Consider the following 16,390-nt stretch of genomic DNA (forward strand, 5'->3'; position numbering starts at 1 on the left):
CGCCATGCCTATGAATAAACACCCCCCTCGCCACAGCAAGCCAGCTCGCCACATTAAGCTCCCTCCCCACAGGTACTCGGCACAGCGGGATCTTTGCGCCAAAGGCAAATATCAAATGCCTCTCCCTCTATTTTTCCGCACAACCCAAACCCCGACACTGCGCTCCATTCAAACCTCTACCGGAGTGCTGTCATGCCCATTGCCTTGCTCGCGCTGACCCTCAGCGCATTCGCCATCGGGACGACCGAGTTCGTCATCGTTGGTCTGTTACCCACCATCGGCGCCGATCTGGGCGTCAGCCTGCCATCCGCCGGGCTGCTGGTCAGTCTGTATGCGCTGGGCGTCGCCATTGGCGCGCCGGTGCTGACCGCCCTCACCGGCAAAGTCCCGCGCAAACTGTTGCTGCTGTCGCTGATGGTGCTGTTCACCCTCGGCAACCTGCTGGCCTGGCTGGCGCCGAGTTATGAATCGCTGGTGCTGGCGCGGATCGTCACGGGCCTGGCGCACGGGGTGTTCTTCTCCATCGGCTCAACCATCGCCACCAGCCTGGTGCCCAAGGAAAAAGCCGCCAGCGCGATTGCGATCATGTTCACCGGGCTCACCGTGGCCCTGGTCACCGGCGTGCCGCTGGGCACGTTCATCGGCCAGCATTTCGGCTGGCGTGAAACCTTCCTCGCCGTCTCGGCGCTGGGTGTGATCGCCTTCATCGGCAGCCTGCTGTATGTGCCGAACAACATCGCCCACAGCAAACCGGCGTCCTTGCTGCAGCAACTGCAAGTGCTGAAACAACCGCGCCTGCTGCTGGTGTACGCCATGACCGCGATCGGTTACGGCGGCTCGTTCATCGCCTTCACCTTCCTCGCGCCGATCCTTCAGGACATCTCCGGCTTCAGCGCCGGCACCGTCAGCCTGGTGCTGGTGGTGTACGGCGTGTCGGTGGCGGTCGGCAACATCTGGGGCGGCAAACTGGCGGACAAACGCGGGCCGATCAGCGCCCTGAAAATCATCTTCGCCCTGCTGGCGGCGGTGCTGTTCGTGCTGACCTTCACCGCCGGCAATCCATGGCTGGCGCTGGCCACGGTGCTGGTGTGGGGTGCAGTGGCGTTCGGCAACGTGCCGGGTCTGCAGGTGTATGTGGTACGTCAGGCTGAACATCACACGCCGCAGGCGGTAGACGTGGCATCGGGGCTGAACATTGCTGCGTTCAACCTGGGGATTGCCGGCGGAGCGTGGGGCGGCGGACTGATCGTCGAGCACCTTGGCCTGATTCACACGGCGTGGATCGGTGGGGTGGTGGTGCTGGTAGCGTTGGCGCTGACCGCGTGGAGCGGTCGCCTCGACCGCCTCGGCCCGACCTATGCCGAGAGTTCTTCGCGCATCGTCATCGGTCACTGATAAAACCCAGATTCCCCTGTAGGAGCCGCCGAAGGCTGCGATCTTTTGATTTTAAAGATCAAAAGATCGCAGCCTTCGGCGGCTCCTACAGGGTTAATGAGTTCTCCAGACTACCGTCCGTAACACCACCGAAACTTTCCCGAACCGCCCACAGTCATCACCAAATACAGGCTGTACGAGGACTGACAACGGGAGGGCGGCATGGCAACGATTCACATCGGTATTTCCGGCTGGCGCTACGCTCCGTGGCGCGGGGATTTCTACCCGAAAGGGCTGACCCAGAAACGCGAATTGCAGTTCGCTTCACGGGCGGTCAACAGCATCGAAATCAATGGATCGTTCTACGCCCTGCAACGGCCCGAACGTTACGCCCAGTGGTACGCCGAAACACCCGATGACTTCGTGTTCAGCGTCAAGGCGCCGCGTTTCATCACCCATATCCGCCGCTTGCGCGAGATCGAAAAGCCGCTGGCGAACTTCTTCGCTTCCGGGGTGCTGGAGCTCAAGGAAAAGCTCGGGCCGATCCTGTGGCAGTTTCCGCCAAACTTCAAATTCGACCCCGAGCGTTTCGAACACTTTCTCGCCCTGCTGCCCCACGACACCGAAGCGGCAGCCGCCCTTGCCCGCCAGCACGATGCCCACCTGCATGGCCATGCCAGCCTCAACGTCTGGCGCAAAAAACCGCTGCGCCATGCCGTAGAAGTGCGCAACGAAACGTTCATCGATCCCGACTTCATCCGCTTGTTGAAACGCTACAACACCGCCCTGGTGATCGCCGACACCGCCGGCAAATGGCCGTATCGCGAAGACCTCACCAGCGATTTCGTCTACCTGCGCCTGCACGGGGCCGAAGAGCTTTACGCCAGCGGCTACAGCGACTGCGCGCTGAAAAACTGGGCCGAACGCATTGATGCCTGGCATCACGGCAAGCAGCCCGCGGATGCGTACCTGATCGCGCCGCGCCTCAAGCCTCGGGCGCGAAAAACCCGCGAAGTGTTCTGCTACTTCGACAACGACATCAAAGTCCGTGCCCCTTACGACGCTCGCAATCTTCTCCAGCGTTTCGACCTCGACAAACACCTGGCAACCACCCCCGGCGAGCCCGCTGGCGAAGGGGTGCTCGCATGAGTATTCCAGAGCCGGTGGGCTTCACCGATGAAGGCTCGGTCGTCGCGCCGTCGGTGCGCAGTTTCACCGTGCTGACGGTCAACACGCACAAGGGGTTCACCGCGCTCAATCGACGCTTCATCCTCCCGGAATTACGCGAAGCGGTGCGCAGCGTGGCGGCTGACGTGGTGTTTCTGCAGGAAGTCCACGGCACCCACGAGCACCATCCCAAGCGCTACAGCAACTGGCCGACGATGCCGCAGTACGAGTTCCTCGCCGACAGCCTCTGGCCTCAATTCGCCTACGGGCGCAACGCGGTGTACCCGGAAGGTGATCACGGCAATGCGTTGCTGTCGAAATTCCAGATCATCCGCCACGACAACCTCGACGTCTCGATCAGCGGCCATGAGAACCGCGGTCTGTTGCATTGCGTGCTGCGCCTGCCGGGCGACGGTGTCGAGGTGCATGCGATCTGCGTGCACCTGGGCCTGCGCGAAAGCCATCGCAACGCGCAACTGCAATTGCTCGGTCAGCGCCTGGCGGAGCTGCCGAAAGATGCGCCGGTGATCGTCGCCGGGGACTTCAACGACTGGCGCCAGCGCGCCGATGCGCTACTCAAGCCTTGCGGTTTGCGCGAAGTGTTCGCCGAGCATCACGGCAAACCGGCGCGCAGCTTTCCCGCGCGTCTGCCGACCCTGCGCCTGGACCGTATTTACGTGCGCAACCTCAAGGCCAGCCAGCCGAAAGTCCTGGCAAACCGGCCCTGGTCCCACCTTTCCGACCACGCCCCGTTATCGGTGGAGATTGAATTATGAGCAGCGCACCGCTGGAGAAATCCGCCGTGGAACCGGTCAGCATCACCTCGCCGGTACGCGAGCCCGGCCATGTCGATGTCGAGTACGGCTGGCAAGGCAACAACCGCGTCGAGTTGCTGGAAAACGGCGAGTCATATTTCCCCCGGGTGTTCGACGCCATGCGTGCGGCGAAGAGTGAAATTCTGCTGGAGACTTTCATCGTTTTTGAAGACAAGGTCGGCGCAGAGTTGCAGCAGATCCTGATCGACGCCGCACAACGCGGCGTGCGCACCACCGTCAGCCTCGACGGCTTCGGTTGTGGCGAGTTGACCACCGGTTATCTCTCGGCATTGAGCGACGCGGGCGTGCACCTGCAAATCTTCGATCCGGCGCCAAAACGACTGGGCATTCGCACCAATTGGTTCCGCCGCCTGCACCGCAAGATCGTGGTGGTCGACGGGCTGATTGCGTTCATTGGCGGGATCAACTTTTCCGGCGATCACCTGGCCGATTTCGGCCCCGAAGCGAAACAGGATTATGCGGTGCAGGTTCAGGGGCCGGCGGTCGCCGACATCCATCACTTCGCCCTGCTGCAAAGCGGTCGCCCGGGACGCGCACGGTTCTGGTGGCTGCGTCGGCGCCAGCGTCGCGCAGAAATGGCCTTCAGCGATCACGACGGTCAGGTACGCCTGGTCTTTCGCGACAACAATCAGCACCAAACTGATATCGAAGACGTGTACTTGCAGGTAATGCGCCGGGCGAAACGCCGGGTGGTGATCGCCAACGCCTACTTCTTCCCCGGCTATCGCCTGCTGCGCGAGATCCGCAATGCCGCGCGCCGGGGCGTCGAGGTGCGGCTGATCCTGCAAGGCCAGCCGGACATGCTGGTGGCAAAACTGGCGGCGCGCATGACCTACGACTACCTGCTCAGGGCCGGCGTGCAGATTCACGAATATTGCCAGCGGCCGCTGCACGGCAAAGTCGCGCTGGTGGACGAGGAATGGAGCACGGTCGGTTCGAGCAATCTCGACCCGCTGAGCCTGTCGCTGAACCTGGAAGCCAACGTGTTGATCCGTGATCGTGCGTTCAACGCGGAGTTGTTCCAGCGCCTCGAAGACCTGAGCCAGAACCATTGCAAGGCCATGGACCCGAGCAAGTCGCCGCGCGGTCGGATCTGGCACATGACCGTGGGGTTTCTGGTGTTCCACTTCCTGCGGCATTTCCCCGCGATGGCGGGTTGGTTGCCGGCGCACAAACCGCGGCTCAAGCCGTTTCGAGGTGGCACGTCATGAGCCACTCCCACGTGCAATCGGCGCCAGCCACACACTCCCGCTGGAGTCGTTGGAAACGTCCGCTGACCTTGCTGTTCTTCCTCGCGCTGATCGTGTTGCTGACGCTGTTCGCCACGCGCATCGAATGGGCGGAGGTGCTGCAGACCCTGGCCGACTTCAAGGTCCGCACACTGATCATCGCCGCCAGCCTGACCCTGCTGAGCTTTCTGGTGTATGCCAGTTTCGACCTGATCGGGCGCACCTACATTCGCCAGGACCTGACCTGGAAACAGATCCTGCCGGTGGGGATCATCAGCTATGCCTTCAACCTCAATCTCAGCGCCTGGGTCGGTGGCATCGCCATGCGCTATCGGCTGTATTCGCGCCTGGGGGTGAGCAAAGGCAACATCGCCAAAATCCTCGGCCTGAGCCTGGCGACCAACTGGTTCGGCTACATGACAATTGCCGGCGTGGTGTTCAGCAGTGGCCTGGTGAGCATGCCACCGGGCTGGAAAGTCAGCAGCGACGCGTTGCAGGGCATCGGCGTGCTGTTGTTGCTGTTGAGTGCCGGTTACCTCGCTGCGTGCCAGTTTTCGACGCGCCGCGAGTGGTCGATTCGCGGGGTGGAAATCAACCTGCCGTCACTGCGCATGGCCGTTCTGCAATTGCTCCTCGGTGCGCTGAACTGGTCGCTGATGGCGGCGGTGATTTTCACGCTGCTGCCGGGCAAGCTGGATTACCCGCTGGTGCTCGGCGTGCTGTTGATCAGTGCGATTGCCGGGGTCATCACGCACATTCCCGCAGGGCTCGGGGTGCTGGAAGCGGTGTTTGTCGCGCTGCTGCAACACGAGGCTTCACGCGGCAGTCTGGTGGCGGGGCTGCTGGCGTACCGGGCGATTTATTTTCTGCTGCCGTTGTTGATCACGGTGGTGATGTATCTGCTGGTGGAGGCCAAGGCGAAGGCGTTGCGGATTGAGAAGAAACCGTCCTGAGTCTTTTGTTGAACGTGAAATGGCTATCGCGAGCAGGCTCACTCCTACAGGGGAATGCATTCCAAAATGTAGGAGTGAGCCTGCTCGCGATAGCGTCCGAAACAACGACACAGCTCAACTTGACTGAATAATGCTCAACCGCTCACCGACCACCATCTCGGTAATCCAGTCCACCAGAATCGAGGTGTAGGCCTGCTGCGAAACCGGCTCGCTCAAGGCGTGGTCAGCCCCGTCGATGATCCGGTGCGTCAGCGAATGCGTCTGCTGACACGCCGCGCGGTAACTCATGATCGTTGAGTGCGGCACGTAGTCGTCGGTTTCCGATTCCACCAGCAACACATCCCCGGTGAACTGCGAACAGGCGTGCAAGGCGCGATTGCTGTCGGCGCGCACCAGGGTGCCGCGATAGTCACGCAGGTCAGCCTTGTCCAGATCACGCTTGGGCGTGTGCCATTGATCGTCGCGATACAGCGCCGGCACCCGCAGCGCCAGCCAGCGCACCGGGCGCAACGAGGTGAGAATCGACGCCAGGTAGCCGCCGTAACTGGTGCCGACCACCGCAATCGCCGAGGTGTCGAGCGCCGGGTGCGCGAGCAATCGGTCGTAGGCCGCGAGCAGGTCGCGCAGATTGTCTTCGCGGGTCACCCGGGTCAGCGGAATGCCGGTGCCACCGGTGTGGCCGCGCAGGTCGAAGGTCAGGCACACACAGCCAAGCCCGGCGATGCCCTTGGCGCGCTCAAGGTCGCGCTCCTGGCTACCGCCCCAGCCGTGGACAAACAACACGCCGGGGACTTTCGATTTGGGACTGAGAAACGTCCCGCTCATCTGTTCGTCATCAATGTCGATTTGAATGCTTTCGCTTCTAGCCGTCATAGGATTTGACCGTTACGAATTTGAGGAGGAAGTCGCTGTTCTCGGCCGGCCCGCGATAGATTTCGATGGCGTCCGCCGGCAGGGTTTGATCGCTGTAGGTTTCCACCGTCGACACGCGGATCGCCGGCATCTGCGGATCGTTGACGAAGCCTTGCAGCGCGGCCAGTTCAGCGCTGCTGGCACCGCCCATGCGCCAGGATTGTTCGAGCACACCGCTGCGGGGTTTGCCATTGCTGTCCAGGCCTTGGGCAATGTCGTAGTTGCGGCGTGAGGCGTAGAAACCTGGATAGGCCTCATCCGCCGCCCGGTCGAAAATCTGCGCCTGTCCGATGGCCAGACGCACTTCCTCCGGCAGCTCCAGCGCCAGCACCTGCTCGTAACCGCCCTGCACCACCAGCAGATTCGAGCCGCCGTAGACGTCTTCGCCATGGGCATCCTGGGTCAAGTATTGATCACCGCAGTAACTCAGCACCTTGCCGCCGATGAATGACTGGCCGACGCTGTGGGTGAAGACCTTGCTCAAGTCCTGCTCCAGCACCACGCCTTCACGAAACAGTTGAGGGGCGTCCGCACGGGCGAGCACTTCATCGAAGGCATCGAGGCTGTCGATAACTTCCTGGCCGCGACCGGCACAGGCGTGAATCGGCTTCAGACGGATCGGCCCGCTGTACAGCAGATGTTCGGCGGCGGGCCGCGCATCTTCCAGGGCAAACACGGTCAGGCCATCGAGTACCACATCGCGCACGCGCTCGGAGAACAGCGGCGCCCAGCCTTGGGGCGCGTGGGCCAGATGACTGCGCAGGCCGTGACTGATCGCCTTGGTGCAGATGAAATCGTGTTCGACGAATCCGCCCCACAAGTCATCCGCGCTATTGATGCCCAATGCCTGCGCCTGGCTGGCACCGACAATGGTTTGCGTCGGCAACCAGTACAGGTCGCGACCACGGTGTTTTTCCGGGTCGTAGGTGCCGGCGAATTCGAGCCCGAGAATTTGCGCCAGCCAACGGGCCAGCGCCTTGTTGGTCTGCACTTCGTGTTGCGGTGCGCCAGCGCGCACCGAGTGCGCGACGATCATTTTCCTGCTCGGCGTCGGGGTCATGCGTTCCCCTTGCAACGGTTTGGTGAATGTAGTGATGAACGGTGCAGAGATCAGGCCAACGGTGGATTCAGGGAAATGCTCGGTTAATCAGAAACTTGGCGAAAAGGTGCTGGCATCGCGCCTGTTTCAATCTGCACGACGGCCGATAAATCCCCGGCAATTTGCACGATCTCGCAATGCCCCCCCCTGTAGGCATGAGCCGGCTCGCGATAACGGAGGATCAGTCGCTTGGTTTCCAGCTGACAGATTGCAATCGCGAGCAGGCTCACTCCTGCATCAGGTGGTCGGTGTTTTCACGGGCGGGGTCACCCCAAACCGCGCCCGATAATCACTCGGCGCCAACCCGGTGACTTTTTTGAAGATCGCGCGAAACGCTCCCGGGTCCTGATAGCCCACCGTCCAGGCAATGTGGTCGATAGTGCCGTTGGTGAACTCCAGCAGCTCTCGTGCCTTGCCAACCCGCAGATGCTGGCAGTATTCGGTGGGTTTCAACCCGGTCGCCGCGCGAAAGCGACGCAAAAACGTGCGCTCCTCCAGCCCCGCCCGCTCGGCCATCGAGGTCAGCGAAACGTCGGTCGCCCCGGTGCTTTGCAGCCAATGCTGGACCTTCAGAATCGACGCATCGCCATGGCCCAGGATCGGCGCAAAATTGCTGCCGCAGGCACTGGCGCTGTCACTGTGTTCCATCACCAGAAACCGCGCGGTGCCGCTGGCGATGCTCGGCCCGAGCAGGCGATCGACCAGACGCAAGCCCAGCTCCGACCAGGCCATCAGCCCGGCGGTGGTGATCAGGTCGCCGTCATCGACAATCGGTGTATCCGCCTTGAGCCGAATGTTCGGATAACGCTCGGCAAACGTCTTGGTTGAAGTCCAGTGCGTGGTCGCGCTGCGACCGTCGAGCAGGCCGCTTTCGGCCAGCAGCAATGAACCCACGCAGACACCGCCGAGGGTCGCGCCGAGAGCATGCTGATCCCGCAGCCATTGCAGCAACGCCGTTGAAACCCCGGACGCAGAAAACCCGCCGAGGGACGGTGGAATCAGCACCGCCAGCAAACCATTGTCAGCGTCTGGATGACTGTCATAAACCCGCTGCGGCGTCTGCTTCGCGTCGGCTTGCCAATGACTGACGCGCAGCACGGGCAACTGCGCAGCCTGATGCTCGGCAGCTATCCGGTTGGCGACCGCGAACAGGTCGGTCAGACCATGCACCGCCGCCAGCTGCGCGCCCGGGTAAATCAGTACGCCCAGTTCCACCGTAGCGGCTGTTTCTGCGCCCATGTCAGTTTTCCCCTGCTTATTGTCGGTACGGCCAATCCTCGAAACGCCGGCCAACGCCAATACTGAATCCACTTTCAGCCCATGCATCGAGGACACACCCATGACCAGGCAAGCGCTCATCGTAGTCGATATCCAGAACGACTACTTCCCCCAAGGCAAATGGCCGCTGGTGGGGGCTGAAGCCGCCGCCGACAACGCTGCACGGCTGATCGCGGCCTTTCGCGAGACCGGTGATCCGGTGGTGCACATCCGCCACGAATTCGCCTCGGCGGACGCACCGTTTTTCACCCCCGGTTCGGACGGCGCAAAACTGCATTCCAAAGTACTCAATCGCCCGGACGAACCGGTGGTGCTCAAGCACTTCGTCAATTCATTCCGGGAGACCAATCTGCAATCGATCCTCGATGAACAAGGCATCAAGGATCTGGTGATCGTCGGCAGCATGAGCCACATGTGCATCGACGGCATCACCCGCGCCGCCGCGGATCTGGGCTACGGCGTCACGGTGATTCACGACGCCTGCGCCAGCCGCGACCTTGAGTTCAACGGCCTCACGGTGCCCGCCGCCCAGGTTCACGCTGCGTTCATGTCGGCGCTGGGTTTCGCCTACGCCAGCGTGGTGTCGGCCGACGAGTTCCTGCGTCGTTGATCGATCAGGACATACTTGGCAAAACATGCGCCCGCCACGTTGCGGGCGTTTTTTCGCCTGTCATAAAAATCTCACGCGTGAGCCATTGATGGCACTTTGAATTGGTTGTAGTGTGGCTCACGCGTGAGATGTTCATAACGGAGTCATCGCCATGAAAAGCCGCTCCCCCACTGTTGCGTCAGAGAGCCCAAAGGGAGAGCGCTCGAAACCGTCCGCGAAAAAGCCGTCGAGCTTCTACATGAAGCAGATGCGCGCGGGCCTGGCTGCCGCCGGTTATGTGAAACACGAAACTTGGGTGCTTCCGGAAAACCGAAGCTTGCTCAAGCAAATGGAGCAACAGCTACGCCAACCGATTCTGGCTGGCTCATTCATGTCGGAGAATTACATGAGCGCAGGCAACAACTGGAATATCGATAGCCTCTTCAACGCCCTCAAGGCACTGGATGAGGTGGCTTCGCAGGAGATCACACTGTCTCTGATCCAGAGCTCCGAACCCAGCATCAAGCTGGAAATGAACGAATTCGGCGGTCTGCCGATTCACATCGCCGTGGCCGGTGCACAGATCATCGTCGACACCGTGCTGGTGGACATCGATTCGATCACTGACGTGCGCGCCTTCAACGATGCCGTGCTGCGCAGCCGGGAAATGTTCCCGCTGTCGTCGATCGGTATCGAGTCGATGCCCAACGGCCAGACCGTCTACAACATGTTTGGCGCGCTCAGCGCCGACTCGAGCCTGACCAACGTCGTCACCGAGGTGAAAACCCTGGTCGACAACGTGCAGCGCGCGAGCGAAGCCTTCGAACACTTCTTCAAGTAATCAACAGGGAATATCCAATGACTCAGTCCATCTGGAGCAAGTTGTTCACCGCTCTGCGCGGCGGCGCCAATGAAGTCGGCGAAGCGATCGTCGACCAACAGGCCCTGCGCATCCTCGACCAGGAAATCCGCGACGCCGACACCGCGCTGTCCAATGCCCGTCGCGAGCTGGTCACCATCATGGCCAAGCACAAACTGGCTGCCGACCGCGTGAGCGAGTACGACGCCAAGATCAAGGACCTGGAAGCCAAGGCGGTTTCCGCGCTGAACGCCGGCCGTGAAGACCTGGCCATGGAAGTGGCCGAAGCGATTTCGACCCTGACCAACGACCTGACCGCTGAAAAGGCCCAGAGCGACGAGTTCGGCACCTACGCCGAAAACATGCGCAAGGACATCACCAAGGCCGAGTCGCGGATCAAGAGCCTGCGCCAGCAGGTGGACATGGCCAAGGCCCGTGAAAGCGTGCAGAAGGCGCAGGTCAGCGCGTCCATCGCCAGCGGCGGCGCCAACGGCAAACTGGAAACCGCGGTCGGTACCCTGAACCGTCTGCAAGCCAAGCAGCAGCAACGTGCCGCCGAACTGAGCGCCGCCGATGAACTGGCCGACGCTTCGACCGGCAACGATCTGGAACGCAAACTGCGTGACGCCGGCATCACGCCGAACGAAGGCAGCGCCAATGCGATTCTTGAGCGTCTGAAGCAGAAGTCCGCTCAGTAAGCAGCATCGCAAGCCCTTGTAGGAGTGAGCCTGCTCGCGATGAAGCCGGAACATTCAACCTCAGTGTTGTCTGGACCGCCGCCATCGCGAGCAGGCTCACTCCTACATTTTTTATGCTGTGCAAATGCCTCTGCTCGTTCGGCGCCATGCCCGGTACACTAGCGGCGCTTTTTTACGACGAACACCTCCACCCGCCTCAAGGAATGTACCCATGGGATGGTTCAAAGATTTGCTGGGCACCAGCAACTGGCAGGCTGCCGCGTCCGCTCCAGTAGCCGGCGGCCCACTCGGAATGGCACAAGGCAAAGGCGTGCGGTTCGATTCGACCCTGGCATTGCTGCTCGATGGCAGCACTTCGGTGCAGGTTCCGGCGGCAGAAGCAATCTGGAGCGCCGGCTGGATCGACCTCGGCCAATCCAACAAACTGCATCGCTACTACCTCAACAACGAGGAATTCTGGCTGCAGATCCACGTCACCGGTGACGACCAGATCGAGTCGGTTACCCTGTTCAACTACCTCAGCTACGTGACCGTCAACAGTGACGCCGAGCTGCAGCGCCTGGCTGGCCCCGACAGCCTGATCGGCCTGCCGACCTACACCCACGACGGCGTCCAGTACAGCCGCGAATGGGGCACCGAGCAGGGCCAGACCGAACTGGTGCCAATGACCGAACACGTGGTCAACCCGGACGAGAGCTACACCATCGAACATCACTCCATGCTTTACGCGCGCGAGACCGGCCTGACCGATCGCCGTGAATTGCTGCTGTTCTCCGTCGAGCAGGACGAGGAAGGCACCGTCAGCCTGAGCACCTCGCTGGGCATTTCGCTGTACACGACTGATCTGAGCACCATTTAAAAAGGAAGTTTTCCATGCTGGAAGTGCTGGCCGTTTCCCTGAACAAGACCGCGCTGGTCGGTTTCGTCGTCTACCTGATCGGCGCCGTGCTGCTGTTCATGCTGTTTCAGTTCGTCTACACCCGCATCACGCCACACAAAGAGTTCGAGCTGATCCGCTCCGGCAACATCGCCGCCGCCATCGCCCTGTCCGGCGCGATCATCGGCTTTGCGATTCCGGCCAGCAATGTCATCGCGTTTTCGGTCAACGTCCTCGATTTCGTGCTGTGGGCGGTGATTGCCGCCGTGGTGCAATTGCTCGCGTTCCTCGCCACCGGCCTGGTCCTCAAAGGCACCTCCAAGCGTATCGCCAACGGTGAAATCGCCTCGGGCATCTACGTGGCCGCAGTGGCCATCAGCGTCGGCATGCTCAACGCCGCGTGCATGACCCCGTCCAACTGATCGGCAGGAAGCCTTCGATGAAACGCAGCAAGTACGTTCAACTGTCTCTCGCCGCTTCGGTGGCGCTGGCGATTTCCGGCGAGGTTGCCGCGCAGGATCAGCAACGTTTTCAATCTGTCGAGCAGTGCGTCGACGCCGAAGTGGCCGCCGATGTCTGCTCCAACGCCTACGTCGCGGCATTGACCGAGCACCGACGCATCGCGCCGGCCTACGACGACAAGGCCAAGTGCGACGCGGACTTTGCTGCCGACTGGTGCCAGAAAAACGCCGACGGCCGCTTCGTGCCGAAGCTCGGCGGGTTCAAGGTGCCACAGAACGTTGAGGCGCCGCAGGACCTGAATGCGATCGCCAACGCGCAGATGCCTGCCGGTGAAGCAGCCGCCACACAGAACGCGCAAAGCACTTCCCATTCCTCCGGCGGTGGTGGTGGCGGCAACGGTTGGCTCTCGGGCTGGCTGATCGGCAATGCGATGAGCAACAACGCCGACCGTACCGTTTATCGCGACCGCGACACGCGTCAGACCTACAACACCTCGACGCAGTACCGCAAAATCGAATCGGCGCCGGCTACCCGCACCGACACCCGCTACGACAGCTCCCGAAGCAAACCGGTCAACGTCGCTTCGTCGACGTCCCGCGGCGGTTTCGGCAGCCAGTCTTCCGCCCGTAGCGGTTGGGGCGGCTGGGGCAGTTCGAGCAGCTGACCATGAAGAAGATCCACTGCGCCGAGCGCCCCGACTGGAAACAGACCGCCGAAAGCCTCGGCTTTCTGTTCCACACCATCGACAACGAGCCGTACTGGGACGAAAGCGCCTACTACCAGTTCACGCTCGCACAGATTGAAAACGATCTGGAGGATCCGACCACGGAACTGCACGAGATGTGCATGGACCTGGTCGATCGCGTGGTGCACAGCGAAGAGCTGCTGGATCGCCTGAGCATCCCCGCGCCGTACTACGACATGATCCGAACGTCCTGGCTGGAAGGTCATCCGCATCTGTACGGGCGCATGGATTTTTCCTACAGCGGCGATGGCCCAGCCAAGCTGCTGGAGCTCAACTACGACACGCCGACCAGTCTTTATGAGGCCTCCGCGTTTCAGTGGGGCTGGCTGGAACAATGCATCGAGCGCGGGAGGCTGCCGCGTCATGCCGACCAGTTCAACAGCATCGATACCAAGCTGCATCAGGCGTTTACCGAATTGCAGCTCAAGCGGCCGTTCTACTTTGCCTCGATGAAAGACTCGGTCGAAGACCGCGGCACCACTGACTATCTGCGCCTGATCGCGGAAAAGGTCGGCATCGAATCCCGGCACATCGACATCGAGGACATCGGCCTGACCGCCGAGGGCCGCTTCGTCGACCTCGAGGACCGCTGGATCCCGCATCTGTTCAAACTGCATGCCTGGGAATTCATCTTCCACGAACCCTTCGGCGCAGCGATTGCCGAGTGCGATACGCAGTTTTTCGAACCGGCGTGGAAGTCGATTCTGTCGAACAAAGGCGCACTGCCGCTGCTGTGGGAGCTGCACAAGGGACACCCGAACCTGCTCGCGGCGCACCTTGATCCGAATCCGGCCAGCACCGTGCCCAAGGGCTGGGTACGTAAACCGTACTTCTCCCGCGAAGGCGCCAACATCGAGCTGCAAACGGCGGAAGGTCTGATCATCAAGGAAGACGGGCCCTACACCGACGCGCCGTTCATCCTGCAGGAATTCGCGCCGTTGCCGAAGTTCGACGACAGCTACACGCTGATTGGCTCATGGGTGATCGGCGATCAGGCGGCAGGGATTGGTGTGCGGGAAGACAACAGCCTGATCACCAAGGACTCCAGCCGGTTTCTGCCTCACCTGATCCTCGACTGAAACAAATCCCCCTGTAGGAGCTGCCGAAGGCTGCGATATTTTGATCTTGATTTCAAAGATAAAAAGATCGCAGCGTGCCGTAGCGCCTACAAGTGATTGGGGAGGCCGTAAATTTTGCGCGCCACAAAAAAGGCCCGTCGCTTGATGCGACGGGCCTTTTTATTTAGAGCGGATGCAGCGATAGCTTAGAACGGGATATCGTCATCAAAGCTGTCGAAATCCGGAGCCGGTTGCGGCGCAGCCTGCTGTGGAGCCGGGGCCGGACGCTGTTGCGGAGCCGACTGCTGCGGGCGTGGGGCCTGCTGACGTGGGGCTTGCTGCTGGTAGTTGTTGCCACCGCCTTGTTGGTCGCCCTGTTGTGGACGGCCGCCGAGCAGTTGCATGGTGCCTTGCATGTCGACCACGATTTCGGTGGTGTAACGCTTGATACCGTCTTTTTCCCACTCGCGGGTCTGCAGCTTGCCTTCGATGTAGACCTGCGAACCTTTACGCAGGTATTCGCCGGCGATTTCGGCAACCTTGCCGAACATCGAAACACGGTGCCATTCGGTCTTCTCGACCTTCTGACCGGTTTGCTTGTCGGTCCACTGTTCGCTGGTTGCCAGACTCAGGTTGGTCACGGCGTTACCGTTAGGCAGGTAGCGAACTTCGGGATCCTGGCCGCAAGTGCCGACCAATATGACTTTGTTAACCCCACGGGCCATAACGTTCTCCTAGGCTTCGCAAGCAGCCTCGGCCGGGTTGTTCACCAGGCGTTCGAGGGTGTCGCGATCCACTAATTCTTTGTCCAGTTTGATGTAAACAGCCGCTTCATCAGCAACTATCACTGCATCTGTTACCCCTACGAGGGCCTTGAGGCGCTCGACCAGACCCGCTTCGCGGATCGCCTCGGGCGACAACGGCAAGCGCAGGCTCGTCACGTAGGGAGGTTCGCGCATGGTAACAGCAAAGGCCAGCCAGATGGCAGCCAGACCGGCACATCCGAGGAACACAACCGACAGACCGCCATGCTGAAACAGCCAGCCGCCGAGTATCCCGCCGAGTGCCGAACCGAGGAACTGGCTGGTGGAATACACGCCCATCGCCGTGCCCTTCCCGCCTGCCGGTGAAACCTTGCTGATCAGCGACGGCAACGAAGCTTCCAGCAGATTGAACGCGGTGAAGAACACCACCGTGCCGATCACCAGCGCCCGCAAGCTGTCACCGAACTGCCAGAAGAATAGCTCAGTCAGCATCAACGTCAGGACGGCACCGAGCAAAATTCGTTTCATTTTGCGTTTCTTCTCGCCGTAGATGATGAACGGGATCATGGCGAAGAAAGAAATCAGCAGCGCGGTCAGGTAGACCCACCAGTGCTGCTCCTTGGGCAGCCCGGCTTTTTCCACCAACGCCAGCGGCAAGGCAACGAAGCTCGACATCAACATGGCATGTAACACAAAGATGCCCAGGTCCAGGCGCAGCAGATCCGGATGTTTGAGCGTCGGCATCAAGGCCTGACGCGCCACGCCAGACTCGCGATGCTGCAACGGCCCGGTCGAACGCGGCACCATGAACATGATGATGGCGATGCCGACCAGCGCCATGGCACCGGTGGCGAGGAACAATCCCGAGAGACCGAAGGCACGGGTCAGCAACGGCCCGACCACCATGGCCACGGCGAACGACAGGCCGATGGTCATGCCGATCATGGCCATGGCTTTGGTGCGATGCTGTTCGCGGGTCAGGTCCGAGAGCAATGCCATGACCGCGGCGGAAATCGCCCCGGCGCCCTGCAGGATGCGGCCGGCGATCACGCCCCAGATCGAATCGGCCTGCGAGGCCAGGACACTGCCGAGGGCGAACACGATCAGGCCGAGATAAATCACCGGACGCCGGCCGATGCGGTCGGAAATGATCCCGAACGGAATCTGAAATATCGCCTGGGTCAGGCCGTAGGCGCCGATGGCCAGGCCGATCAGGGCCGGAGTCGCTCCCGCCAGATCCATGCCGTAGGTCGCCAGTACCGGCAACACCATGAACATGCCAAGCATACGGAAGGCGAACACCAGAGCCAGACCGCTCGCCGCGCGAGTCTCGCTGCCACTCATGCGTTCGCTGTGGGGATCGTGCATGGAAAAACCTCGTGTGAACCGGCGGCGATTCTACCAGTCCCATCGAAAGACGGGGTATATCGCGACGCTATGACGCGTATAGATGAAACTCTCTTCATGTAAGGTAAAAAACCCTTCGCTTG

17 protein-coding genes are annotated in these 16,390 nt (G+C 61.2%); 12 read left to right on the top strand and 5 right to left on the bottom strand.

Annotation, left to right across the window (positions count from 1 at the left end; genetic code table 11):
- Nucleotides 1-192 precede the first annotated feature (192 nt).
- From NN484_RS13150 to NN484_RS13170, 5 genes are all read left to right on the top strand, one after another.
- Complete coding sequence (locus NN484_RS13150; protein WP_274659243.1) at nucleotides 193-1,395, top strand: MFS transporter; 1,203 nt, start codon at nucleotides 193-195, stop codon at nucleotides 1,393-1,395.
- Between the two features lie 201 nt (nucleotides 1,396-1,596).
- Nucleotides 1,597-2,523: a DUF72 domain-containing protein gene (locus NN484_RS13155; RefSeq protein WP_274659244.1), complete on the top strand. Its 927-nt coding sequence runs from the start codon at nucleotides 1,597-1,599 to the stop codon at nucleotides 2,521-2,523.
- Entirely contained in the window at nucleotides 2,520-3,317 is a 798-nt protein-coding gene (locus NN484_RS13160; protein ID WP_215502251.1) for an endonuclease/exonuclease/phosphatase family protein, read from the top strand. Before NN484_RS13155 ends, NN484_RS13160 begins: the two co-directional genes overlap by 4 nt.
- Nucleotides 3,314-4,588 carry a cardiolipin synthase ClsB gene (clsB, locus tag NN484_RS13165; RefSeq protein ID WP_215502252.1) on the top strand — a complete coding sequence of 425 codons (1,275 nt, stop codon included), beginning with the start codon at nucleotides 3,314-3,316 and terminating at the stop codon, nucleotides 4,586-4,588. The genes NN484_RS13160 and clsB overlap by 4 nt, the downstream gene beginning before the upstream one ends.
- On the top strand, nucleotides 4,585-5,559 hold the full coding sequence (locus tag NN484_RS13170; RefSeq protein ID WP_215502253.1) for a lysylphosphatidylglycerol synthase domain-containing protein: 975 nt from the start codon (nucleotides 4,585-4,587) through the stop codon (nucleotides 5,557-5,559). The genes clsB and NN484_RS13170 overlap by 4 nt, the downstream gene beginning before the upstream one ends.
- A 114-nt stretch (nucleotides 5,560-5,673) precedes the next feature.
- On the opposite strand, the gene NN484_RS13175 is transcribed toward NN484_RS13170, so the two are convergent.
- The 3 genes from NN484_RS13175 to NN484_RS13185 form a co-directional block, all read right to left on the bottom strand.
- Nucleotides 5,674-6,432, bottom strand: coding sequence for an alpha/beta hydrolase family protein (locus NN484_RS13175; protein ID WP_127651259.1), 759 nt, complete (start codon nucleotides 6,430-6,432; stop codon nucleotides 5,674-5,676).
- Nucleotides 6,422-7,531, bottom strand: coding sequence for a DUF3182 family protein (locus tag NN484_RS13180; protein ID WP_274659245.1), 1,110 nt, complete (start codon nucleotides 7,529-7,531; stop codon nucleotides 6,422-6,424). Before NN484_RS13180 ends, NN484_RS13175 begins: the two co-directional genes overlap by 11 nt.
- Before the next feature lie 276 nt (nucleotides 7,532-7,807).
- Complete coding sequence (locus NN484_RS13185) at nucleotides 7,808-8,809, bottom strand: GlxA family transcriptional regulator (RefSeq protein WP_215502255.1); 1,002 nt, start codon at nucleotides 8,807-8,809, stop codon at nucleotides 7,808-7,810.
- Between the two features lie 100 nt (nucleotides 8,810-8,909).
- Between NN484_RS13185 and NN484_RS13190 the strand changes: the two genes are divergently transcribed.
- The 7 genes from NN484_RS13190 (at nucleotide 8,910) to NN484_RS13220 (ending at nucleotide 14,157) form a co-directional block, all read left to right on the top strand.
- Nucleotides 8,910-9,458, top strand: coding sequence for a cysteine hydrolase family protein (locus tag NN484_RS13190; protein WP_127651262.1), 549 nt, complete (start codon nucleotides 8,910-8,912; stop codon nucleotides 9,456-9,458).
- A gap of 151 nt (nucleotides 9,459-9,609) precedes the next feature.
- Nucleotides 9,610-10,278 carry a YjfI family protein gene (locus NN484_RS13195; RefSeq protein WP_127651263.1) on the top strand — a complete coding sequence of 223 codons (669 nt, stop codon included), beginning with the start codon at nucleotides 9,610-9,612 and terminating at the stop codon, nucleotides 10,276-10,278.
- 17 nt (nucleotides 10,279-10,295) lie between these two features.
- Complete coding sequence (locus tag NN484_RS13200) at nucleotides 10,296-10,994, top strand: PspA/IM30 family protein (RefSeq protein WP_097089407.1); 699 nt, start codon at nucleotides 10,296-10,298, stop codon at nucleotides 10,992-10,994.
- Nucleotides 10,995-11,205: 211 nt separating this feature from the next.
- Nucleotides 11,206-11,853, top strand: coding sequence for a DUF2491 family protein (locus NN484_RS13205; RefSeq protein WP_274659246.1), 648 nt, complete (start codon nucleotides 11,206-11,208; stop codon nucleotides 11,851-11,853).
- 14 nt (nucleotides 11,854-11,867) lie between these two features.
- Nucleotides 11,868-12,293: a DUF350 domain-containing protein gene (locus NN484_RS13210; RefSeq protein ID WP_041074455.1), complete on the top strand. Its 426-nt coding sequence runs from the start codon at nucleotides 11,868-11,870 to the stop codon at nucleotides 12,291-12,293.
- Nucleotides 12,294-12,310: 17 nt separating this feature from the next.
- The gene (locus NN484_RS13215) at nucleotides 12,311-12,997 is read left to right on the top strand and encodes a DUF1190 domain-containing protein (RefSeq protein ID WP_127651266.1); all 687 of its coding nucleotides are present in this window, start codon (nucleotides 12,311-12,313) and stop codon (nucleotides 12,995-12,997) included.
- 2 nt (nucleotides 12,998-12,999) lie between these two features.
- Nucleotides 13,000-14,157 (top strand): glutathionylspermidine synthase family protein, encoded by a 1,158-nt coding sequence (locus NN484_RS13220; protein WP_274659247.1) that lies wholly within the window; start codon nucleotides 13,000-13,002, stop codon nucleotides 14,155-14,157.
- 185 nt (nucleotides 14,158-14,342) lie between these two features.
- Here the strand turns inward: NN484_RS13220 and NN484_RS13225 are convergent, their stop codons facing one another.
- The gene (locus NN484_RS13225) at nucleotides 14,343-14,861 is read right to left on the bottom strand and encodes a single-stranded DNA-binding protein (RefSeq protein WP_007966163.1); all 519 of its coding nucleotides are present in this window, start codon (nucleotides 14,859-14,861) and stop codon (nucleotides 14,343-14,345) included.
- Between the two features lie 9 nt (nucleotides 14,862-14,870).
- Nucleotides 14,871-16,268, bottom strand: coding sequence for an MFS transporter (locus NN484_RS13230; RefSeq protein ID WP_127651268.1), 1,398 nt, complete (start codon nucleotides 16,266-16,268; stop codon nucleotides 14,871-14,873).
- Nucleotides 16,269-16,390: the final 122 nt, after the last annotated feature.

The organism is Pseudomonas serboccidentalis (assembly GCF_028830055.1).
GTDB classification, from domain to species: domain Bacteria; phylum Pseudomonadota; class Gammaproteobacteria; order Pseudomonadales; family Pseudomonadaceae; genus Aquipseudomonas; species Aquipseudomonas serboccidentalis.